The sequence below is a fragment of the Pseudomonas sp. GL-RE-29 genome (genome assembly GCF_019947275.1).
GTDB lineage: Bacteria > Pseudomonadota > Gammaproteobacteria > Pseudomonadales > Pseudomonadaceae > Aquipseudomonas > Aquipseudomonas fluorescens_A.
In genome coordinates this window covers 235,951-258,282 of record NZ_JAGYGD010000001.1, presented here as the reverse complement: position 1 = coordinate 258,282, position 22,332 = coordinate 235,951, and the positions used below count along the sequence as shown (strand labels likewise).

Below are 22,332 nucleotides of genomic sequence, written 5' to 3'. Positions count from 1 at the left end.
GCTCTGTCTTTTTATACAGTGACTGGGATTATATACAGTGAATCGGTCTTGGCAATGCCCCTTTTTTTGCACGCCGCTAGACGGTCGTTCGGCCTGCTGATTGAAGCTTTGCGGTTGTGTGGTTAAATGGCTGACCGACCATTCCCAAAAAGAACTGCCAGACTTGACAATACACAAGCTGAAACGTATGTTTCAAACAAGTGTTTGTCAGGCGGAGTAGCCATGGCCCAGTCGGAAACCGTTGAACGCATTCTCGATGCTGCCGAGCAGTTGTTCGCGGAAAAAGGTTTCGCTGAAACCTCGTTGCGTCTGATCACCAGCAAGGCCGGTGTCAATCTGGCAGCGGTGAATTATCACTTCGGCTCGAAAAAGGCGCTGATTCAGGCGGTCTTCTCGCGTTTTCTCGGGCCATTCTGCATCAGCCTCGATAAAGAGCTGGAGCGTCGACAGTCCAAGCCAGAGAACAAGGCCACGCTCGAGGAGCTGCTGGAGATCCTCGTCGAGCAAGCCCTTGTGGTTCAACCGCGTAGTGGTAACGATCTGTCTATCTTCATGCGCTTGCTGGGGCTGGCCTTCAGTCAGAGCCAAGGACATTTGCGTCGTTATCTGGAAGACATGTACGGGAAAGTGTTCCGCCGTTACATGATGCTGGTCAACGAAGCCGCGCCGCGTATCCCGCCGATCGAACTGTTCTGGCGCGTGCACTTCATGCTAGGTGCAGCGGCGTTCAGCATGTCCGGTATCAAGGCCTTGCGCGCCATCGCCGAAACCGACTTCGGAGTGAATACCTCGATCGAGCAAGTCATGCGTCTGATGGTGCCGTTCCTGGCAGCTGGCATGCGTGCCGAATCCGGTGTCACCGACACGGTCATGGCCGCCGCGCAGTTGCGTCCGCGCAGCAAGTCGACACCGGTTGCCGCCAAGGTTTAACCGCACACAGGTGGGCGCGGCAGCTGACATCCGCTAAGCTAGCCGCCCATGTCGACTCTCGTTCTGAATCCGCTCCCAATTTTTATCGCCGACCTGCCGGGCATCGCCCATGGCGGCGAATTCGTGCGAGCCGGGTTCTTCGTTATCAAGGAATCTCTATGACTGCTGGCCTGCAAGGCTCGTTGATGGTGGACGTCGCCGGTACCTGGCTGACGGCTGAAGATCGCCAATTGCTGCGTCAACCCGAAGTAGGCGGTCTGATCATTTTCGCCCGCAACATTGAAAACCCGCGTCAGGTCCGCGAATTGAGCGCTTCGATTCGCGCCATTCGTCCTGATCTGCTGCTGGCGGTGGATCAGGAGGGCGGGCGGGTGCAGCGTCTGCGTCAGGGCTTCGTGCGATTGCCCGCCATGCGTGCCATTGCCGATAACCACAATGCCGAGTATCTGGCTGAGCAGTGTGGCTGGATCATGGCGACCGAAGTGTTGGCCGTAGGCCTGGATCTGAGTTTTGCCCCGGTGCTGGATCTCGATTACCAGCGCAGCGCCGTAGTTGGTACCCGCTCGTTCGAAGGTGACCCGGAGCGCGCAGCCCTGCTGGCAGGCGCATTTATCCGCGGTATGAACAGCGCCGGCATGGCCGCGACCGGCAAGCATTTCCCCGGTCACGGTTGGGCTGAAGCGGATTCCCACGTCGCAATCCCCAACGATGAGCGCAGCCTCGACCAGATTCGCGCCAATGACCTGGTGCCTTTCGCCAAATTGAGCAAGCAGCTGGCTGCGGTCATGCCGGCGCACGTTATTTACCCGCAAGTCGATTCCCAGCCAGCCGGTTTTTCCCGTCGTTGGTTGCAGGATATCCTGCGCGGTGAGTTGCAATTCGACGGTGTGATTTTCAGTGACGACTTGTCCATGGCCGGCGCCCACGTAGTAGGCGATGCTGCCAGCCGCATTGAAGCAGCGTTAACCGCCGGATGCGACATGGGCCTGGTGTGCAACGATCGCGCTGCCGCCGAACTGGCGCTGAGCGCGGCCCAGCGCCTGAAGGTCAAGCCTTCCGAGCGCATTGCGCGCATGCGTGGTCAGTCGTTTGCGAGCACTGAATACCGTCAAGACCCGCGTTGGCTGGCAGCCGTCGGCGCGCTCAAAGAAGCTCAATTGATTGATTAAGGACTGTTCGTTATGACGGTTTACGCGATTATCGGTGGCACCGGCCTGACTCAACTCGAAGGCCTGAGCATTCGTCAGTCATTGGCGGTGGACACCCCTTACGGCGCGCCTTCCGCCGAAGTGCAGATCGGCGAGTACGCTGGCAAGGAAGTGCTGTTCCTCGCCCGTCACGGTCACCCGCACCGTTTTCCGCCCCATCAGGTGAATTACCGCGCCAATCTTTGGGCGCTGAAGCAAGCCGGGGCCGAGGCAATTCTCGCGGTCAACGCGGTGGGTGGAATTCATTCTGCGATGGGGACCGGGCATTTCTGCGTGCCGCATCAGTTGATCGACTACACCAGCGGTCGCGAGCACACCTATTTTGCCGATGACCTGGAGCAGGTCACCCACATCGACTTCAGCTACCCGTACAGCGAGCCGTTGCGTCAGCAATTGATCGCAGCGCTGGCGGCTGAAGGCGTGGGCTACAGCAGTCATGGTGTGTATGCCTGCACCCAGGGCCCACGGCTGGAAACCGTCGCTGAAATCGCCAGGCTGGAGCGTGACGGTTGTGACATCGTCGGCATGACCGGCATGCCGGAAGCGGCCCTCGCTCGTGAGCTGGAACTGGATTACGCGTGTCTGGCGCTGGTGGTGAACCCGGCAGCGGGCAAGTCGACGGCGGTGATTACCATGGCCGAGATCGAGCAGGCCTTGCATGACGGGATGGGCAAGGTGAAGTCGACGTTGGCGCGGGTGCTCAAGGGCTGAGTCAGGCTACAGCACCGAGTTGAACCTAGCGCTGGCAAGCCAGCTCCCACAGGTATCGAGTCGATCACAGAATTTGTGACCAGCACCGACCCTGTAGGAGCGTGGCTCGCCCTCGATAGCGATTTGTCAGGCGCTGAACTCAGCGCTTCTCCAGCTTATCCGGCAACGGAGCAAACAACGCGTCAATGTCATCATTCTGCATTTTCCAGTCCCCCGCCTGACGCCCATCCAGCACGCCCGCCGCAAGGTCGGATTTTTCCTTTTGCAGGTGCTGAATTTTTTCTTCAACCGTGCCGCGCGCAATCAATTTGTAAACAAACACCGGTTTCTCTTGCCCGATGCGGTAGGCCCGGTCGGTCGCCTGATTTTCCGTCGCCGGATTCCACCACGGATCGTAATGAATCACCGTGTCTGCTTCCGTCAGATTCAAACCTACGCCACCAGCCTTCAAGCTGATCAGAAAAATCTGACGCTTGCCGCTCTGGAAGTCTTTCACCGGCGAACGTCGGTCCCGGGTCTGCCCAGTCAGCAAGGCGTATTCAACACCGCGCTTCTTCAGTTCGACCTCGATCAGCGCCAGCATCGACGTGAACTGCGAGAACAGCAGAATCCGCCGGCCTTCCTCGAACAGCTCTTCGAGCATTTCCATCAAGCTATCGAGCTTGCCCGACGTACTGCCGCGAGCCGGCGGGGTGGCGTCGTTGACCAGGCGTAAGTCGCAGCACACCTGGCGCAATTTCAGCAGCGCTTCAAGAATGATGATCTGACTGCGTGCCACGCCTTTGCGGGTGATCTCGTCGCGGACTTTCTTGTCCATGGCCAGGCGCATGGTTTCGTACACGTCGCGTTGCGCTTCATTGAGTTCGACCCAATGGATGATCTCGGTTTTTGGCGGCAACTCGGTGGCGACCTGTTCCTTGGTGCGACGCAGCAGGAAGGGTTTGATCCGACCATTGAGGTGCTGAAGTCTGACTTCGCTGGTGCGCTTTTCAATCGGCACGCGGTAGTCGCGGTTGAAGCTTTTTACATCGCCAAGCCAACCGGGCAGCAAGAAGTGAAACAGCGACCACAGTTCGCCCAGGTGGTTTTCCAGAGGTGTGCCACTCAGGCACAGTCGCTGACGGGCATTCAGCTCGCGCGCAGCCTGGGCGGCCTTACTGTTCGGGTTCTTGATGTACTGCGCTTCATCCAGCACCAATATGTGCAACGGCTGCGCCGCTAGGCGTTCGACGTCTTTGGGCAGCAATGCGTAGGTGGTCAGGATCAGGTCGTAATCGGCCAGATGCTCGAAATGTTTTTTGCGACTGGCGCCGTAGAGCGCCAGCACTTTGAGTTGCGGTGTGAAATGCGCTGCTTCGTCGAGCCAGTTGGGGATCAAACTGGTAGGCATCACCACCATGCACGGCCGGTCGAGGCGTCCGGCGTTTTTTTCGGTAAGAACGTGCGCCAGGGTTTGTAGGGTTTTACCCAGGCCCATGTCATCCGCAAGGATCCCGCCGACTTCCAGCTGCCGCAGCGACTGCATCCAGCTCAGGCCTTCCAGCTGATACGGGCGCAGCGTCGCGTTCAAGCCTTCCGGCACTGTGGCGGTGTAGTCCTTGATGTCCCGCAGGCGCTGGGCAAAGCTGCGAATCTGTTCGCCGCCTTCCCACAGCAGCGGCAGGTCTTCCAACGGATTCAGACGCGTGGCATCAGCCTTGCTCAAGCGTAAGGTGGTTTCGCCGGGCTCTTGCAGATAGAACTCGCCGAGTGTCGCCAGCACCGGTTTCAAACGGCCGAAGGGCAGGGCGACTTGCAGAGGTCCGTACTCGGAGTTCGGTCGGTTGGGAATGTTCACCAGAATCAGCTCGTCGTCGCGCCGCCGGGCGAGGCGTTCCGGGTTGAGGATTTCGGTGTGAGAGCGCATCAAATTCAGCAGGATCGGCAGCAGACTCAGCCGTTCGCCGTTGACGATGATGCCAAGCTCCAGATCAAACCAGTCGCGTTCCGGCGCCTGTTCGACGGTGGCGTACCAGTCGTCGACGGCGGTCAGGTCGAAACCGAAGTCTTCGTTGATTTGCAGCTCCCAGCCCTGGGTGCGCAGCTTCGGCAGCTCGTTGAGGGTAAAGGTCAGCCAGGCGCTGTCGTTGACCATCTCAAACAGTTCGCCAGCACTTTCCGGCAAGGCTTTGCTTTGGCGGGTGGCGATTTTGAAGCCGAGGATTCGCAGCTGTTCCCTGTAGGACTGTTCCACTTCCGGGTGACGTTTTATCCGCAGTGTCTGTGTCTCCTGACGAATCAGGATGTCAGTGTTTTTCTGCCCGGAAACGTATTCATCCAGATAGCTGAAGGACAGCGCCGCACGGTGCTGGATGTAGCGTTGCATCCTGCCATTGCGCGGTTCGAAAGCGCTGAACTCGATACTCGCCAGCCACAGGCGCGGTACCGGTTGCACGTTATCCACCAGCACTTGCGGCGGCGCTTTCGGATTTCGGTTTTCCAATACGGCCTGGAGTTTTTCCAGAAGCTCGGCGTCTTTGGCGGCGGCGGGGTAATCGAGGGTTTCCTGCACCTGGAGCAATACCGCCGCACAGTGTTTGCAGTTGCTGTGGACCGGGCAAGAGCAGGTGGCGTCGACCATCAGCAAAGTGCCTTTAGCCGACTCGCGCAGGCGAATGGTCTGACGGTAAACGTTACCGCCAGAGCCTTCGCAAGCCGCGATGATGGTGGCGTCGCCGGCCTCGACGATCCTGACGCGGTTCTCCAGAGCGTAGCGGCGGCCACGCTCCAGGCTCTGTTCTTTGAATCGGCTGACCCAGGATGGTGCCAGGGGTTTGCTCAGGGTCGCTGACATAAGAGTCAATCAGTCCGGAATTTCTTCGGGAGCTGCTCGGGGTGCAGGGGCGGTCAGCGAGGTGATCTTGATCAGCAGGCCGAGGTGGCCGTTGTCGAGGAAGTTCAACTGGCCGTTCTTGGTGTGGCTTTCCTGCTTCAGGCGTTCGCTAGCGGTGACCATGCCGTTGACGTCGATTTGGTTGACCCAGAAATCCGCATCGACGTCGGTGAAGCGCCCCAGTTTCATGCTCAGCGTACCCTCGATCGGGAACTGACCATATTGTTCCTTGCCGTCGCTGATCGCGACTTTGGTGGCTTCCTCGCCGAGGTTTTGTTGCCAGGCTTTGTGCAGTAGCACGGTGTATTCATTGCTGGCGGTCAGCTTTTCCACTTCGCCATTGAGGCTCGGCGTTCGCAGGCTGTCGGGGCTGACGGCTTGCGCGCCAGCGGCCCAGTCTTCCGGCGCGGCACGGCTGACAATCGCCGGCACGGCATTCTGCCGCACCAGAATCATTTCAATCTGATACAGATCATCGGCAAATACCGAGGGTGCGACCAACGTCATCAATAAGGTCAGTGAGCGAAACAGGCGCATGCGGCGTCCTTCAAGCAGTTTTCGGAATGAGGCGCTCGAACAGCGCCTCTACAGTATTAAAGCGCTCTTCCGGGCGCTCCATCGGAACCTGGAACTTAAACATCGTGGCCCCTTCGAATTTGTAGCGTTTTGGCTGGCTCTGGATCAGCTTGATCAGCGTCAGCGGGTCGACCGGCGTCTGCGTCGCAAACTCGATTCGACCACCCTGCGGGCCACCATCGACTTTCTTGATGCCCAGCAACTCCGCCTGCAATTTCAGCGCAGTGATGCGCATCAAATTCTTGGTCGGCTCCGGCAACAGGCCGAAACGGTCGATCATCTCCACTTGCAGATCCTTGAGGCCTTCCTCATCGCTGGCCGAGGCGATGCGCTTGTAGAGAATCAGCCGTGCGTGAACGTCCGGCAGATAGTCTTCGGGAATCAACGCCGGTACGCGCAAGTTGACTTCCGGACCCCCGCCCAGCGGTTGATCGAGGTTCGGTTGCTCGCCCTTGCGGATAGACTTCACCGCGCGCTCAAGCATTTCCATGTACAGCGTGAAGCCGACTGCCTGGATCTGCCCGCTCTGACCGTCACCGAGCAGTTCGCCGGCACCTCGGATTTCCAAGTCGTTGGTGGCAAGCACGAAGCCCGCGCCTAGGTCCTGGGTGTTGGCAATCGCTTCCAGGCGTTTTTCCGCGTCCGCAGTGATTTGCTGGCGCGGTGGCGTCAGCAGGTAGGCGTACGCCTGGTGGTGGCTGCGTCCAACGCGGCCGCGCAACTGGTGCAGCTGTGCCAGGCCGAATTTGTCGGCACGCTCGATGATGATGGTGTTAGCGCTCGGCACGTCGATGCCGGTCTCGATGATGGTCGAGGCGATCAACACGTTGAAGCGCTTGTGGTAGAAGTCGCTCATCACCTGTTCGAGTTCGCGTTCGCGCATCTGCCCGTGGCCGATGCCGATCCGTGCTTCCGGCACCAGTTCGGCGAGGTCGGCGGCGCATTTCTCGATGGTCTTCACGTCGTTGTGCAGGTAATAAACCTGGCCGCCACGCAGCAGCTCACGGAGCAAGGCTTCTTTGACCGTGCTCTTGTTCTGCTCCATGACGAAGGTCCGCACCGACAGGCGTCGGGCCGGTGGCGTGGCGATGATCGACAGGTCGCGCATGCCCGACACGGCCATGTTCAGCGTGCGCGGAATCGGCGTGGCGGTCAGGGTCAGGATGTCGACTTCACTGCGCAGGGCCTTGAGCTGTTCTTTCTGGCGCACACCGAAACGGTGTTCCTCGTCGATGATCACCAGGCCGAGGTTTTTGATCTTCACGTCGTCCTGCAGCAGCTTGTGCGTACCGATGACGATGTCGATCTTGCCTTCGGCGAGATCGGCGACGGCAGCGTTCACTTCCTTGGTCGACTTGAAGCGACTCATCACTTCCACGGTCACCGGCCAGTCGGCGAAGCGGTCGCGGAAGCTGTTGTAGTGTTGTTGGGCGAGCAGGGTGGTCGGCACCAGAATCGCTACCTGGCGGCCGCCGTGCACGGCAATGAATGCAGCGCGCATGGCCACTTCGGTCTTGCCGAAGCCGACGTCGCCGCACACCAGGCGATCCATCGGCTTCGGCGCGAGCATGTCTTCGCGCACGGCTTCGATGGTGGTTTGCTGGTCCGGGGTTTCTTCGAACGGAAAACCGGCGCTGAACGTGGCGTAATCGGCTTTCGGGTCGGCGAAGGCATAGCCTTCACGGGCGGCGCGGCGGGCATAGATGTCGAGCAACTCGGCCGCGACGTCGCGCACCTGTTCGGCGGCTTTGCGCTTGGCTTTCTGCCAGGTCTCGGAACCGAGACGGTGCAGCGGGGCGAGTGCATCGTCGCTGCCGGTGTAGCGGGCGATCAAATGCAGGTTGGCCACCGGCACGTAGAGCTTGGCGCCCTCGGCGTATTCCAGGGCGAGGAATTCGGCGGTCTGGCTGTCGATCTCCAAAGTCGCGAGACCGAGGTAGCGACCGACGCCGTGATCGATGTGCACCACCGGCGCCCCTTCACGCAGCTCGGTGAGGTTCTTGATGACCGCGTCGTTATTGGCGTCAGCGCGTTTTTCACGGCGCCGGCGCTGCATCACGCGCTGCCCGAACAATGGACTTTCGGCAACCAGCGCCAGGGCCGGATCGTCCAGCACCAGACCTTCATCCAGTGGCGCGATGGTGATCGCCAGGCGCTCTTTGCCGGCAACAAAGTCAGGCCAGCTGTCTACGGTTTTCGGTCGCAGTTTCAAGCGTTCCAGCAGTTCCAGCAGCACTTCGCGTCGGCCCGCGGACTCGGCGGTGAACAGCACGCGACCGGGGAACTCGTCGAGGAAACCGGCCAGTGCCGCCAATGGCTGGGTGGCCTTGGCTTCGATGGCCAGGTTCGGCAGTTCGCGCGCGGGGAAGCGTTCGCGGCCGGCGCCGCTTTCCAAGTCCTGCTGGCTCGCCACCACCCGCGGCCAGTTTTTCAGGCGCGCGAAGCAGTCTTCTACCGGCAGGAACAGTTCGGCGGGCGGCAATAAAGGACGGGCCGGATCAACACGGCGCTCTTCATAGCGGTTACGCACGTCGTTCCAGAAGTTTTCCGCGGCCTGTTCGATGCCTGGCAACGAGAACACTTGCGTGTCCTGGGGCAGGTAATCGAACAGGGTCGAGGTTTCTTCGAAGAACAGCGGCAAGTAGTACTCGATACCGGCCGGGGTAATCCCGCTGCTCAAGTCCTGAAAGATCGGGCAGCGACGGAAGTCGACATCGAACCGCTCGCGGAACCGCGCCTTGAAACGGGTGACCGCTTCTTTCTGCAGCGGGAATTCCTTGGCCGGCAGCAGCTTGACCGAGTCGACCTTGTCGATGGAGCGCTGGTTTTCCGGGTCAAAGGTGCGCAGGGTTTCGATTTCGTCGTCGAACAGGTCGATCCGGTATGGCAGTTTGCTGCCCATCGGAAACAGATCGATCAGCGAGCCGCGCACGGTGAATTCGCCATGTTCATATACGGTATCGACGTAGCGATAACCGGTGGCTTCGAGGCGGGTGCGCATTTGCTCGACGTCGAGCTTCTGGCCGACATCCAGCACCAGGCTGCTGCCGAGCAAAAACTTGGTCGGCGCCAGGCGGTGCAGGGCGGTGGTGATCGGCACCACCAGCACGCCATGACTCAGCTCCGGCAATCTATAAAGTGCCGAGATACGCTGGGAAATGATGTCCTGGTGCGGCGAGAACAGGTCGTAGGGCAGGGTTTCCCAGTCGGGGAAATGCAGCACGGGCAAATCCGGGGCGAAGAAACTCAGCTCCTGTTCCAGCCGTTCGGCGCTTTGGCTGTCGGCGGTCAGCAGCAGGGTAAAGCGCTTGGCAGCGCTGGCGGCCTCGGCAATGGCCAGGCTCAGGGCGGCACCGGGCAGGTTGCCCCAGTGCTGTTTACCTGCCGCGGCAGGGAGAAGCGGTAGACGCAGAACGGGCACGGAAGGTTGAGCTCCAAGCGTTGCGACAAAGTCGGTAATTGTAGCGGCCTCGGGTGCCGGCTGTCAGTTGCAGATGTGTCTATTACGCGGGTAAGGCGAAATGTAGTGGTAAAGACAAAATCGCGGCGTTTTTTAGTGAAATCTGGCGAATATGTAGTGGCAAAAACAACCAGTGTTACGGATGGTTACGGACAAGGTTGCGCTGTCCCCAAAAAATTGACGATGCTGGAGGCCCCGGTTTTATTGGGCTTCAGCGAGGCGTAATTTTTTTGATCGGGATTTTGTTACGGGAAGAGCGACAAGCGCGCATTGCTACACGAGTCACTCGGCGGCATAATGTAGCCCCTTTTTTCTGCCCCTACATGTGGAAGGTTCCCGTGACTCAGAAGCCCGACCAGTGTCTTGGTGAATGGATCGACCGTGAAGCACTCGCAGAAGCGATGATTCCGCTTATCGGTCAGCTCTACCGCAATAACAACGTGGTGAGCTCGATCTATGGCCGCAGCCTGATCAATCGTTCAGTCATTGCGATTCTCAAAGCTCACCGCTTTGCTCGTCACCGTCAGTCCGACGACAGCGAGCTGTCCGTCCACGAAACATTCCCGCTGCTCAAAGCGATGAGCGAGCTCAAGCTCGGCGCCGCTTCGGTAGACCTGGGCAAGCTGGCCTCCAAATTCAAGGCTGAAGCCAATGGCCGTACTGCCGAGCAGTTCGTCCGTGATGAAATGGCCGACGTGGTTGGCCAGCAGAACGCTTCCGCCCGCAAAGGCACCGACGTTGTCCTGTACGGCTTCGGTCGTATCGGCCGTCTGCTGGCGCGCATCCTGATCGAGAAAACCGGTGGTGGCGACGGCCTGCGTCTGCGCGCCATCGTTGTCCGCAAGGGCGCCGAGAACGATCTGGTCAAACGTGCCAGCCTGCTGCGTCGTGACTCGGTGCATGGTCCGTTCGACGGCACCATCACCATCGATGAAGCCAACAACACCATCACCGCCAACGGCAACCTGATCCAGGTTATCTACGCCAAGAGCCCGGCTGAAGTCGACTACACCCAGTACGGCATCGAAAACGCTCTGATCGTCGACAACACCGGTGTATGGCGCGACGCCGACGGTCTGGGTCAGCACCTGGCCTGCCCGGGCGCTGCCCGCGTGATCCTCACCGCACCTGGTAAAGGCGCGCTGAAGAACATCGTTCACGGCATCAACCATGGCGACATCACCCCGGAAGACAAGATCATCTCGGCCGCTTCCTGCACCACCAACGCCATCGTGCCGGTGCTGAAAGCGGTGAATGACAAGTACGGCATCGTCAACGGCCACGTTGAAACCGTTCACTCGTTCACCAACGACCAGAACCTGATCGACAACTTCCACAAGGGCAGCCGTCGTGGCCGCGCCGCGCCGCTGAACATGGTCATCACCGAAACCGGTGCCGCCACCGCAGCCGCCAAGGCACTGCCAGTGTTGAAGGGCAAGCTGACCGGCAACGCGATTCGCGTTCCTACGCCGAACGTGTCGATGGCCATCCTGAACCTGAACCTGGAAAAGGCCACCACCCGCGAAGAGATCAACGAGTACCTGCGCCAGATGGCCATGCACTCCGATCTGCATAAGCAAATCGACTACGTCAATTCGCAGGAAGTGGTTTCCACTGACTTCGTTGGCTCGCGCCATGCTGGTGTTGTGGACGCAGAGGCGACCATCACCCAGGATAACCGCGTTGTTCTGTACGTCTGGTACGACAACGAATTCGGTTACAGCTGCCAGGTGGTTCGCGTGATGGAAGACATGGCCGGTGTAAACCCGCCAGCATTCCCTCGCTAAGTCTTAGCTGCACATGAAAACGCCCCGACTTTGGTCGGGGCGTTTTTGTTTGTGGGTCCTTCAGACGTTTCTTCCCGAATAACTCCACCTTGGAAACACTCTTGTAGGAAAAGGATTGTTTCTTTTGACGAAACTTCTTAATCGTCTTTTTGACCCTGCCGTGGGTATCGCGACGCTGTTAGCGTTCGCTGCATCATTTCTGAACACCTTCCAGGAATAAGGAGTTTGAAATGAATGCACTCTTGCAGCCCTCGTATACCAACGATATTTCTCCAGAGTATCTGCGCAGTCTAGACAAACCTCATTTCACTGAACAGCGAATTGCGCAATTCAGTGAACAAGCCCGGGCGGTTGTTTGTGAGCAGCAGGCTTACATCGACACCCATCCTGCTATCGCCATTTTCCGGTGCGCCACAGAGGGTAGTCACACTCGTAACGGCGGTGTGATCCAGCAAGGGACGGGGCCGCTGGAATTCAAACTGGAAGATGGGCGGGCGGTGCGCGCAGCGCGCAAAGGCGACTACGTCCTGTATGCCGATGGCAGTACGGCGCAGATCATCACGGGCGCTGGGCAAGGCAACAATGATGGGGCGCTGGTCGGCAGCGTACTCAGCAATGGCGACGAGATCATCAATACGCTGCAAGACGGCTTCTTGTTTATCGCGCGTGAAGGTGTGTCGACCGCCGAAGATTTTCTGCCCTCTATCGCGGACTGAGCGATGAAGCCAGGCAGTTGCCTACTTGAATGATCAGCCAGCTGACGGTCACAACCCAAGGTCGTAAACCTTCGGCCGGAATTCATGGAGAAGAAATTCAATGAGAGAAGGGCATTTCATCGGTTTGAATGACCGAACTACCTGTGGTGGCAAGGTTCTCGATGGTGACACCCGGATCATGATGTATGGCATTCCCCACGCCCGCGATGGTGATCGCGTCACCTGTGGAAAAGACGGGAAGACCTATCGGATTGTCGGTGGCGTTTCGCATATGATCAGTCATGGAAAGGCCATGGCTGGTACGCTGGACAGTTACAGCACTTGCCCCTGTAGAGCCCGACTGATCCCCACGGTGCTCACGGCCACCTATCAAAGCAATGAAGGCGCTGCGCAGCCGGCCACCAGGGTCGCAAGCTCACCCGCGACCCCGGTTGCTAACAGCTTTACAGCCAAGCCCGAAGTGGTTGATCTGAAGCTGGCAGATAAAGTACCTACCCTACTCGGCGACCTTGGTGGCAGCGAAGCCTGTAACCATCCAGACCAAATGGAAGCGCTGGCCAGCTACATCGCTGGTGAGATGAATCGGAACATCAAGCATCCGGCCGTGTTGAAAATGAAAGAGCTGTTGAGCTACGTCAGCAGCGCAGAAGCCAGGAAGTTTCGGTCGTTACTCTGGCACGCCAGGCTGGCCGGACCACCGAATTTCAATGGCATAGAATGGACACAAAAGCTTCAGGCGATGGCGATCTGGACTAAGCAAGTGGGTCAAAATATGGAGTGGGATCACAAGCCGAAGCTGAGGGCGATGTACGACGATGACGTCCGGCACAAGCAGGGCCTATACGAGTATTACTACGATATTTGGTCGAACATCCATTATGGATACGTCGGTATAGCAGGTGGGCTTTCAGAAAGCGTATTGTTGGATGGTGCTGGAGTTGAACAAATTGGCTCGGACACAAAACGGTGGATTGAAGACAGTAAGAAGTACCCAGGTCCGCATTTAACTGCGAATCTATTTGATGGGCTGCGGGCATTTGACGATATAGCTGATAGGGTGGCAATAAGTATCGGTGTGAAACTCGCCAGTCTATACGCTAGCGGCGGGGTAACAGCTCAGATCATTATGAGCGAAGTGCTGGCAGTTGCACCTGAAAACTGGGGGGATGGAGTACGTGTTCACTCCTGTACGTAAAAGAGGTAGATCTCTCAAAAAGTGGTTGTGGATTCCAGTTGTGTATCTGGCCATCAGTCATTGGGATATTGCATTACCTACGGTAACTATCCACTATCCTGAGAGTGGAAAGGAGGAGCTCAGATATATTTGGAATGTCCAGGATCGGGTATACAAAGGAGGAATGCAGCCCGGCGGAGGCACAGTCGATAACGGCCATCTATTTCCGGATGATAAATTTTTTATGGAAATCTCCTGGTGGAGTAAAAATGTTCGCGCCCATTGCGTAAACATAACTCCGAAGTGGCCTAATACGGATATCTATCTTGATGCCAATGGCGATATTGATCTCAGCGAAACCAGCGGCACTGATTTGGATCGCTTGAAACAATGTATCACGGATACCGCGCGCCCCTGATAGGCGCCAAAATTGGCTTCTGACAATAGCGTTGATCATCATGAATGAAGTGTTGGGAATTGCTCGATAAAATTGGGGGGTGGAGTCCGTGTGCACCTCAGCAAGTAAATCCAGTTTACGTTACATTCGGTGGCTATGGATTCTGCTGCTACCGCTATTAATTCCCCTGCTGCTGTTTTTGATGATTGTCCTCTGGCGAATTATTGTGCTGCCTGCTGCAACGGTCCATTACTCCAAGAACGGCGTGGATGAACTGCGGTTCATCTTGAATGTACAGCACCGGATTTACAAAGGGCGCCTTCCCCCAGGCAGCAGTACACGGGATTATGGGTTCTTGTTTCCAGATGAGAAGTTTTTCATGGAGATCTCTTGGTGGAATGATAAGGATCTCCGGCACTGCGTCAATATATCCCCGAAATGGTCCACTACGCACATCTATCTTGATTCAAATGGCGATATTGATCTCAGCGAAGGCATCGTTACTGATTCGGATCGCTTGAAACAATGCAGCACGGATAGCGCGAGCCCTTGAAAGATGCCAAAGCATGAGTGAAGCCCGTCCCCCCAGCCCGACTGTGGGTGACTTATATCAATTTAATCTTTCTAGTCGTAGTTTAAGAATTATCTAAAATTCGATACAAAGTTCAATTCTCAATTAAAAATATAAACCTCCAGAAAAAATAACAGGTTGCAGAGCCATTCGGCTTGAACACATGACGTGGATCCAATCATCAAGCCGCTACATATTTGACGCCATTTAATTGTTTCATTCGAATGCTTGACACCCCAAAGCACTGAATCTAGTGTCGCCCATGACACCGCCCGCTCTGCCTCGGGCAACACAAAAGTAGTGCTACACAGCAACTCTCCAAAAAGACGGGAATCCCATTCCCGCTCACATCACAATAAAAATCACATAATCAGCGTCGGCTTAATTGCCGTGCAAAGATCAATTGCGTTTTGCTCACCCTGCCAAAAGTGTTTTCGCAGTCACGGCTCCTTATTGCCTGGCTGATATGCGGTTGGTCTTTAGGGAGAGTCAAACATGGCAGAAGAACGCTCGAAGTTATTGTCGCTGTTGCCCCGCCTGGTGGGTTTGGGTGTCCTTGGTTTCATCATCTGGCTGTTATTGTCGACCTTGCTCATGCCACTGGTGTCGGCTTCTGCTACCCGGGCGATTCTGAATGCGCCGGTGATTCTGTTGACCACTCCGATCGATGGCGTGGTGAGTTCCCTGGCGGTCAAGCCGGGTGTGACGTTCAGTCAGGGCCAGAAAATCGCCGTGGTGGAAAACCCCCGGGCGAACCAGGAAACGTTACTCACCCTGCAAACCCGGCGCCTGACTCTGGAGCAGCAGCTGTCGTCTTCAGCCAGTCAGGCCGAGCACGATCAGCGTTATTACCAGGAGCTGGAGAAAACCAGTCAGCAATACCAGGCCGCATTTCACACCCGCCAGCTCTTCACCCAAAAAGCCCTCAAAGCCGAGAACAGTGCTGCCAGTGCGCGATTGATCGATGCTCAGGAAACTGTCGAGCGCAATCTTGAGTTGTTCGTCCAGGGGGCGGTGAGTGGCGCGGTGGTCGCTTCGTCGAAAGCTCAGTTGGCTTCGTTGCAAGGTGCCGCCGAATCGGTGCGTTCGCAGTTGCGGATCACTGATGGTGACGTCAGTGCGGCGAACAAACAGGTCTACCTCGATCCTGATCAACTGCGCATGTTCGATCTCAGTGCGCAAATGACCACGCTCAAACTCAGCCTTGAGAATCAGGCGCGCAACCGGGCGACCTATCAACAGGAACTCGACAACCTCAATCAACTGATCGAAACCGAACAAAATCGGGTCAAGTTGATGGCCGGCTACGACGTCGTGGCTTATTCCCCCGGCACCGTCCAGGAGTTGCTGGCGCCTCAGGGCACGCTGGTGCAAGCCGGCTCGACGTTGCTGCGCGCCACCGATTGCGGGCAGAGCTACGTCATTGCGGTGTTCCCTGAACGCATGGCCAGCAAGATCGATCGCGACAGCGTGCTCACGGTGAAGATTCGAGGCCTGGATCAGCCGCTCAAGGCCAGTGTGGTGCAGTTGCTGTCCAGCAGTTCGGACATTCGCGCCAATACCTACAGCGTACCGTTCCCCTATGCCGAGCAGAACTCGGTGTACGTGGTCGGTACGTTTGCTGCGGACCTGACAGATAGCCAGCGAGCCATGACCTGCAATCCCGGGTTGTGGGCCAGCGCCGAGGTATCGCGCCCATGAACATGTTTTTGCGCGGAGTATTGGGCGTGATGCTGATCACCAATGGAGCGCCCGCCATGGCGGCGCAAGCACGGCCGCAACTGGCGGCGGTGACCTGTGCCGCGCTGGATCAGGCCGTGACCTCTTTGCCGGCGGGGCCGGTGCTGGTGGCCAGTTACCCGCCGCAGGATGGTCACCCGGCGCCGATCCTGGCCTTGCGCGGCGTGGCGTTCACCTACGACAACGCACTGGCGAGCATTGCCTTGTTTGCCTGCGGCAAGCCTGAGTCGGCGCGGCGGATTGCCGATGCATTGGCGTTCGCCACGCTGCACGATCCTGAGTATCAGGACGGACGCTTGCGCAATGCCTACGCCGCCGGCGCCGTGGGCGCGCCGTCGATGAAGTTGCCGGGTTACTGGAGTACCGAGCGCAACGCCTGGAATCAGGACGCTTATCAAGTCAGCAGCGCCACCGGCAATCAGGCGTGGGCGGCGTTGGCGTTGCTGGAGGCGTATCGCCAGAGCGGTGAGGCGTCTTACCTGGAGGCCGCGCGAAAAGTCCTGCACTGGTCGCAGCAAAAAACCTACGACGGCCAATCGCCCGCCGGTTTCAGCGGTGGCTACTACGGGTACTTTTCCAAGCAGATCCAGCAGAACTGGAAATCCACCGAGCACAATGTTGACCTCGCCGCTGCCTGGTCGGCCCTCGATGCAGTGGCGCCGAATCAGGATTCGGCAAAACAGGCCCGGATTGCCCGGCAGTTTGTTTCGAGCCAATGGGACGAAGGGGAAGGGCGCTTCCTGATCGGCACTGGCGAGGATGGCCAGACTTCGGATCGCGTGCGCTCGGGGCTCGACGCGCAGATCTGGCCCCTGATCGCCTTGCATGATCCACCCAAGGATTGGCGGCGGGTCTTCGCCTTCATCGATCACGCTCACCGCGCCGGCGAAGGTTACGGTTTCAACCGCGACCCCGATGGCTTGTGGACCGAGGGCACTGCACAAGCCGCTGCGGTGGCGCGCTTGAGTGGCCTGAGTGACAAAGCCCAGCCGTTGTGGAGCGTGCTGCTGGCCCAGCAGGCCGGTAACGGCTGGCTATTCGCAACGCCGGCCCCGCGCATTAGTACCGGGCTGGCCATAGGCCCGGACTCGGTCACCAACGATTTTTTCTATTACCACTTGCCTCACTTGGGCGCCACAGCGTGGGCAGCGATTGCAGCCACCGGCGTCAATCCCTTTACCGGTTCGCAAGAGGCTGACTGACATGCTGGCACTGGACTCGCTGCAACTGCTGCAAATCAATTTCTGGACGCTGGCGGCGGTGATTCTGTTCACCTGCCTGACCCACCGTGATCAATGGGCCGCGCGGGCCGGGTTCGGTGCCGTCACTGCGTTGTTGCTGGTCAACTATGCGGCCTGGCGGATTCGCGACACCTTGCCCGACGGGCATTCCGGATTTGCCACGGTTTGGGCCTATGCCTTCTTGTTCTTCGAGATGTTAGCGATTGGTTACACACTCTTTTCCATCGTGGTGATGCTCTGTCGCACGGATCACCGCAAAGAGGCCGATGCCGGCGAGCGACGTCTGCGAGCGCAAGGCAATGCGGTGCCGGCGGTGGATATTTTCATCGCCACCTACAACGAAGGCCTCGAAATCCTCGAAAAAACCATAATCGCCGCGCAGGCCATCGACTACCCGAACTTCACTATTTGGGTGCTCGACGATACCCGGCGCGACTGGTTGCGTGACTACTGTGCCGAGGTCGGCGTGCAGTACGCGCGACGTCCGGACAATTCCCACGCCAAGGCCGGCAACCTCAACAACGGTTTGCAGCAGTCGGCAGCCCTGAGCAATGCGCCGTACATCCTGGTGCTCGACGCCGACTTTGCGCCGCAGCAGCCGATCCTCTTGCGCACCTTGGGACTGTTTGACGACCCCAGGGTTGGCCTGGTGCAAACGCCGCAGTTCTACTACAACCCCGATCCGATTCAGCACAACCTCGGGACGTCGGCTTGTTGGGTGGATGAGCAGCGGGTGTTCTTCGACGTGTTTCAACCGGCCAAGGACGGTTGGGACGCGGCGTTTTGTGTCGGCACTTCCTTCGTGGTGCGGCGCGATTTGATTACCGAAGTCGGCGGTTTTCCTACAGGCTCGGTCTGCGAAGACATCTACACGACCTACCGTTTGCTGCAAAAAGGCTACGTCACGCGCTGGTTGAACGAGCGTCTGTCCATCGGTTTGTCCGCCGAAGGTTTGACCGAATACATCAATCAGCGCGGGCGCTGGTGCCTGGGCACGATCCAGGTGGCGTTGCTCAAGGATGGGCCGTTGCGCGGCAGCGGCTACACGCTCAATGACCGGCTGCACTATGTCCACGGCCTGATGCATTGGTTTTCCAAACCGTTCATTTTGATGATGCTGGTGTCGCCGGTGCTGTACTGGTACTTCGGCATCGCCGGGTTCTACGCCAACCCGGTGGATTTCCTGGCGTTCGGCATGCCGGCGTTGATTGCCTTTTGGGGCTACGGGACGTGGGTGACGGACCGGCGAACCTTGCCGATTTTTACCGAGGTCACGCAGATTGTTGCCTCGTTGGCGGTTACGGCGACCATCGCCAGCGCCATGATCCGCCCGTTCGGGCGACCGTTCAAAGTCACCGCCAAGGGCCTCGACCGAACGAAAACGATGGTCCACTGGAAGCTGTTCGGGTTTTTCCTGGCCTTGACGCTGCTGTCGCAGTTTGGCGCTTACATCGCGATCAGCACGGCGGCTTCGTTCGACGGCAACATGCTGTTCAACCTGTGCTGGACGGTGGTTGCGCTGGTGTACAACCTGGCAACCCTGGTGGCCTGCGTCGATCGCCCACGGTTGCACGGTGAAGAGCGTTTCCCGTTCGACAAACCCACTGGATTCCGTTTCGGCGGCAAAGTCCTGCCGGGGCGTCTGGTGGATATTTCCCTCAGCGGCGCGTCGCTGAACTGCGCCTTCGCCTCCTCGATCAAGCCGGGGCTGTGCGGGCAGATGTGGATCGACAAACTGGGTTGGCTCGACGTTGAAGTCATGCGCAATCACGGCGAGGACCAGTTGGGCTTGAGGTTTGCCGACCTCGATGAAGGGCTGCGGCGGCAGTTGATTGCGCGGCTGTTCAGCGACGCCACGATCAACGTCGTCAGCAAGGCGGAACCGGGTCAGGCGTTCGGCACCTTGCTGCAGCGCTCGTTAATCGGCGAGAAACGTCTGGCGCCGCGTTCCGCCAAACCGGTCAAGACGCCGACCTACGTCTCGCCAACCCGGTGGCGGCCGGTCAGCGCTCGTTCGCGTAAACAGGCGCTGCCGCACATGAGTGTCGGCCGGTCGGGTCTGTGGTCTGTGCTTCTTTCTCCCTTGCGAGCTTTGCTCGGCCAACGTTTTTAGGTGCGCGCCATGAACAGCTGCTTGCCCACTTCATGTTTCATGACATTGTTTTTGCTCGGCGGTTGTTCGCTGGAGCCGACTTACGAGAAACCCGACGCACCGATTGATCAGCAATGGCCGGCCAATACCGCCGGTGAATGTTGCAGCGGCAAGCAGGCATTCGATAAGGATTGGCGCGGTTTTGTGGTCGATGAGCGACTGCGCCAATTGATCGACATGGCCCTGGCCAACAACCGTAGCCTGCGTCAGTTCGCGGCGAGTGTCGAAGAGGCGCGGGCCGGGTATGACAGTGCGCGGTCGGGGCTTTTTCCTACGATCGGCATCGACACTTACGCCGGTCGCAGCAAGTTGCCGCCGTTGGTGCGCACACCCGGCGGCGGCGATACGGCTGGCAGCATCGCCAACACCTATCAGGCAACGGCCGGCTTCACGTCCTACGAACTGGATCTGTTTGGTCGGATTCGCAGCCAGCGCAATGCCGCCGGGGCGCGGTTCGAAGCGTCCGAGGCGGACTATCAAACGGCGCGGCTGGCGCTGATCGGCGAAGTCGCCAGCACTTGGTTGAGCCTCAAGGCCAACCAGCATTTGCTCGACCTCGCACAGAACACCTACCAATCCCAGGATCGCTACGGCCAGTTGTTGCGCAAGAGTTATAACCTCGGCTCCAGTGCGCGAATCGACGTGCACCAGGCGGATGCGCAAACCAACACGGCGGCGGTGCAGGTCAACACCTACCGCATGCAAGTAGCGCAGAACATGAACGCGTTGCGGGTACTGGTGGGGCAGCCGGTGCCGGTGGGTTTGCTGCCGACTGGCGCGCTGGGTGAGCAGTTGGCGACGCTCGATGTGCCGGCGGGTTTGCCCTCGGCACTGGTTGAGCGGCGGCCCGACATCATGTCCGCCGAGGCGCAGTTGCGAGCCGCCAATGCGGATATCGGCGCCGCTCGCACGGCGTACTTCCCGACGATTTCCCTGACGTCGGCGCTGGGCAGCCTGACCGGGGAATTCTCCGAGTTGCTCACGGGTCCGGCGGAGTTCTGGTCGCTGGCGCTGGCGGGCTCGTTACCGTTGATCGACGGCGGCAGGCGACGGGCGCAGGTGGATGCCAGCCATGCCCGCTTCAATGGGCAGGCAGCGGCCTATGAAGCCACGGTGCAGAATGCTTTTCGCGAAGCGGCTGATGCCCTGAATGCCCGGCAGGAAATGCTCACGCAAGTCGAATTCCAGAAAAAGCTGGTAGGGGATTATCAGGAAGCGTACCGACAGTCTCGCCTGCGTTTCGAGTCGGGGCTGGACAGCTATTTCTCCACCATGGATGCGCAGCGATCGTTGTTTGATGCGCAGCAGAAATGGGCGCAACTGGAGTTGGCACGGGAGATTAATCAGGTGACGTTGTACAAGGCACTGGGGGGAGGGTGGAGCCAGTCGTTGAAGATGGCGGAGCGTTGAGTCTCTAGCGCCTGGTCGGGCCTCATCGCGGGCAAGCCCGCTCCCACAAGATTTGTGGTTTGTCTGTAATCTTTGGCATCACACAAATCACTGTGGGAGCGGGCTTGCCCGCGATAGCGGAGTGCCAGTCGAAACGGATATGCCTGACACACCGCTATCGCGAGCAGGCTCGCTTCCACAGTTCTATCGCATAATGATTGGCCCTGGCGTTGTGTCAGGGGTAATCAGGGGATGCGGGAATTGTTGACGTGGCAGCGGTTTGCTCTTGTGGTGCTGATGGGCATGATGTCCGCCTGCGGCAATGGCGATTCCCTGGAAAGCATCGATGGCCCGACCATGGGCAGCACGTACTCGATCAAATACGTGCGTCACGCCGATCTTCCCGCCCCGGCGGATGTTCAAGTCGAGGTCGAAAAAATCCTGGCAGAAGTCGACCAGCAAATGTCGACCTACCGCAGTGACTCCGACATCGAGCGCTTCAACGCCTTGCCCGCCAACCGTTGTCAGAAAATGCCCGCGCCGATCCTCGAATTGGTCAGTGTCGGCGAGCAGCTGTCAGTGCAAAGCGAAGGTTCCTTCGATTTGACGGTGGAGCCGTTGCTCAATCTCTGGGGTTTCGGCCCGCAGGCCCGTGAAGAAAAAGTCCCGACGGCCCAAGCGCTGGCCGAGGTGCGGCAACGCGTCGGTCACGGACATTTGCGCATTGACGGTGATCAACTGTGCAAGGACGCCGCCGTCGAGGTCGACTTCAACAGCATCGCTGCCGGTTACGCTGTCGACAGGGTCGCCGCACGACTCGAAGCCTTGGGCATCTACAATTACCTTGCCGAAGCCACCGGCGAACTCAAAGCGGCGGGCCGCAAACTCGACGGTTCACCATGGCGCATCGCGCTGGAAGAACCCCGCGACGATCAACAAGTGGCTGAGCGCATCATCGCCGTCGACGGTTATGGTTTGTCCACGTCCGGCGACTACCGGAATTACTTCGTACAGGGCGGCCAGCGTTTTTCCCACACCTTCGATGCCCGCACCGGTGCGCCAGTCGCACACACGCTGGCGTCCGTCACGGTGATTCATCCTTCCGCGTTGATGGCCGATGGCCTATCGACGCTGTTGCTGATTCTCGGCCCGGAGCGCGGTTGGGACTACGCGGAAAAACATGATATCGGCGCATTTTTTGTGATTCGTGCCGATACAGGTTTCGTCACACGCAGCAGTCACGCTTTTGAACGCCTCAGCGCTGGGAAAAGCGAATGATTGCGGCGATTCAAGCGCTGAAAAGTGGCGTTGTAGTGCAGGCAAAACTAGCCTACGACGCGACCAAGGGTTAATGTGCCCGGCGTTGACGCTTCTATAGACTGTGTCCGGGTTCTGCACTGGCCCCAAA

The 22,332-nt window shown here is 58.6% G+C and carries 16 protein-coding genes; 13 read left to right on the top strand and 3 right to left on the bottom strand.

Annotated features, from left to right (window positions below):
• Positions 1–222 precede the first annotated feature (222 nt).
• The 3 genes from KGB21_RS01240 to KGB21_RS01230 all read left to right on the top strand — a co-directional run bounded on the left by KGB21_RS01240 (position 223) and on the right by KGB21_RS01230 (position 2,849).
• The gene (locus KGB21_RS01240) at positions 223–930 is read left to right on the top strand and encodes a TetR/AcrR family transcriptional regulator (protein WP_034147896.1); all 708 of its coding nucleotides are present in this window, start codon (positions 223–225) and stop codon (positions 928–930) included.
• Between the two features lie 158 nt (positions 931–1,088).
• Positions 1,089–2,099: a beta-N-acetylhexosaminidase gene (nagZ, locus tag KGB21_RS01235; protein WP_034147895.1), complete on the top strand. Its 1,011-nt coding sequence runs from the start codon at positions 1,089–1,091 to the stop codon at positions 2,097–2,099.
• Between the two features lie 12 nt (positions 2,100–2,111).
• The gene (locus KGB21_RS01230; protein ID WP_034147894.1) at positions 2,112–2,849 is read left to right on the top strand and encodes an S-methyl-5'-thioinosine phosphorylase; all 738 of its coding nucleotides are present in this window, start codon (positions 2,112–2,114) and stop codon (positions 2,847–2,849) included.
• Positions 2,850–2,988: 139 nt separating this feature from the next.
• Here the strand turns inward: KGB21_RS01230 and KGB21_RS01225 are convergent, their stop codons facing one another.
• Genes KGB21_RS01225 through mfd form a run of 3 tightly spaced genes read right to left on the bottom strand, consistent with a single transcriptional unit; the run spans position 2,989 to position 9,718 of the window.
• Positions 2,989–5,682, bottom strand: coding sequence for a DEAD/DEAH box helicase (locus KGB21_RS01225; protein WP_223503191.1), 2,694 nt, complete (start codon positions 5,680–5,682; stop codon positions 2,989–2,991).
• Positions 5,683–5,691: 9 nt separating this feature from the next.
• On the bottom strand, positions 5,692–6,258 hold the full coding sequence (locus KGB21_RS01220) for a CsiV family protein (RefSeq protein WP_034147892.1): 567 nt from the start codon (positions 6,256–6,258) through the stop codon (positions 5,692–5,694).
• A 10-nt stretch (positions 6,259–6,268) separates the two neighbouring features.
• Positions 6,269–9,718 carry a transcription-repair coupling factor gene (mfd, locus tag KGB21_RS01215; RefSeq protein WP_034147891.1) on the bottom strand — a complete coding sequence of 1,150 codons (3,450 nt, stop codon included), beginning with the start codon at positions 9,716–9,718 and terminating at the stop codon, positions 6,269–6,271.
• A 362-nt stretch (positions 9,719–10,080) separates the two neighbouring features.
• On the opposite strand from mfd, the gene KGB21_RS01210 reads away from it, so the two are divergent.
• The 10 genes from KGB21_RS01210 (at position 10,081) to KGB21_RS01165 (ending at position 22,202) form a co-directional block, all read left to right on the top strand.
• Entirely contained in the window at positions 10,081–11,544 is a 1,464-nt protein-coding gene (locus KGB21_RS01210; RefSeq protein WP_034147890.1) for a glyceraldehyde-3-phosphate dehydrogenase, read from the top strand.
• A 230-nt stretch (positions 11,545–11,774) separates the two neighbouring features.
• Complete coding sequence (locus tag KGB21_RS01205) at positions 11,775–12,260, top strand: hypothetical protein (RefSeq protein ID WP_223503189.1); 486 nt, start codon at positions 11,775–11,777, stop codon at positions 12,258–12,260.
• Positions 12,261–12,360: 100 nt separating this feature from the next.
• On the top strand, positions 12,361–13,455 hold the full coding sequence (locus KGB21_RS01200; protein ID WP_223503187.1) for a polymorphic toxin type 44 domain-containing protein: 1,095 nt from the start codon (positions 12,361–12,363) through the stop codon (positions 13,453–13,455).
• A gap of 40 nt (positions 13,456–13,495) precedes the next feature.
• Positions 13,496–13,852, top strand: coding sequence for a hypothetical protein (locus KGB21_RS01195; RefSeq protein ID WP_223503185.1), 357 nt, complete (start codon positions 13,496–13,498; stop codon positions 13,850–13,852).
• 88 nt (positions 13,853–13,940) lie between these two features.
• Positions 13,941–14,384 carry a hypothetical protein gene (locus KGB21_RS01190; protein ID WP_223503183.1) on the top strand — a complete coding sequence of 148 codons (444 nt, stop codon included), beginning with the start codon at positions 13,941–13,943 and terminating at the stop codon, positions 14,382–14,384.
• A gap of 513 nt (positions 14,385–14,897) precedes the next feature.
• On the top strand, positions 14,898–16,103 hold the full coding sequence (locus KGB21_RS01185; RefSeq protein WP_223503181.1) for an HlyD family efflux transporter periplasmic adaptor subunit: 1,206 nt from the start codon (positions 14,898–14,900) through the stop codon (positions 16,101–16,103).
• Positions 16,100–17,344 carry a hypothetical protein gene (locus KGB21_RS01180; RefSeq protein ID WP_223503180.1) on the top strand — a complete coding sequence of 415 codons (1,245 nt, stop codon included), beginning with the start codon at positions 16,100–16,102 and terminating at the stop codon, positions 17,342–17,344. Before KGB21_RS01185 ends, KGB21_RS01180 begins: the two co-directional genes overlap by 4 nt.
• Before the next feature lies 1 nt (position 17,345).
• Positions 17,346–19,496, top strand: a complete 2,151-nt coding sequence (locus tag KGB21_RS01175; protein WP_223503179.1) for a glycosyltransferase family 2 protein — start codon at positions 17,346–17,348, stop codon at positions 19,494–19,496.
• Between the two features lie 9 nt (positions 19,497–19,505).
• A complete protein-coding gene (locus KGB21_RS01170) occupies positions 19,506–20,945 on the top strand; it encodes an efflux transporter outer membrane subunit (protein ID WP_223503177.1) in 1,440 nt (479 codons plus the stop codon).
• Positions 20,946–21,176: 231 nt separating this feature from the next.
• A complete protein-coding gene (locus KGB21_RS01165) occupies positions 21,177–22,202 on the top strand; it encodes an FAD:protein FMN transferase (RefSeq protein WP_223503175.1) in 1,026 nt (341 codons plus the stop codon).
• Positions 22,203–22,332: the final 130 nt, after the last annotated feature.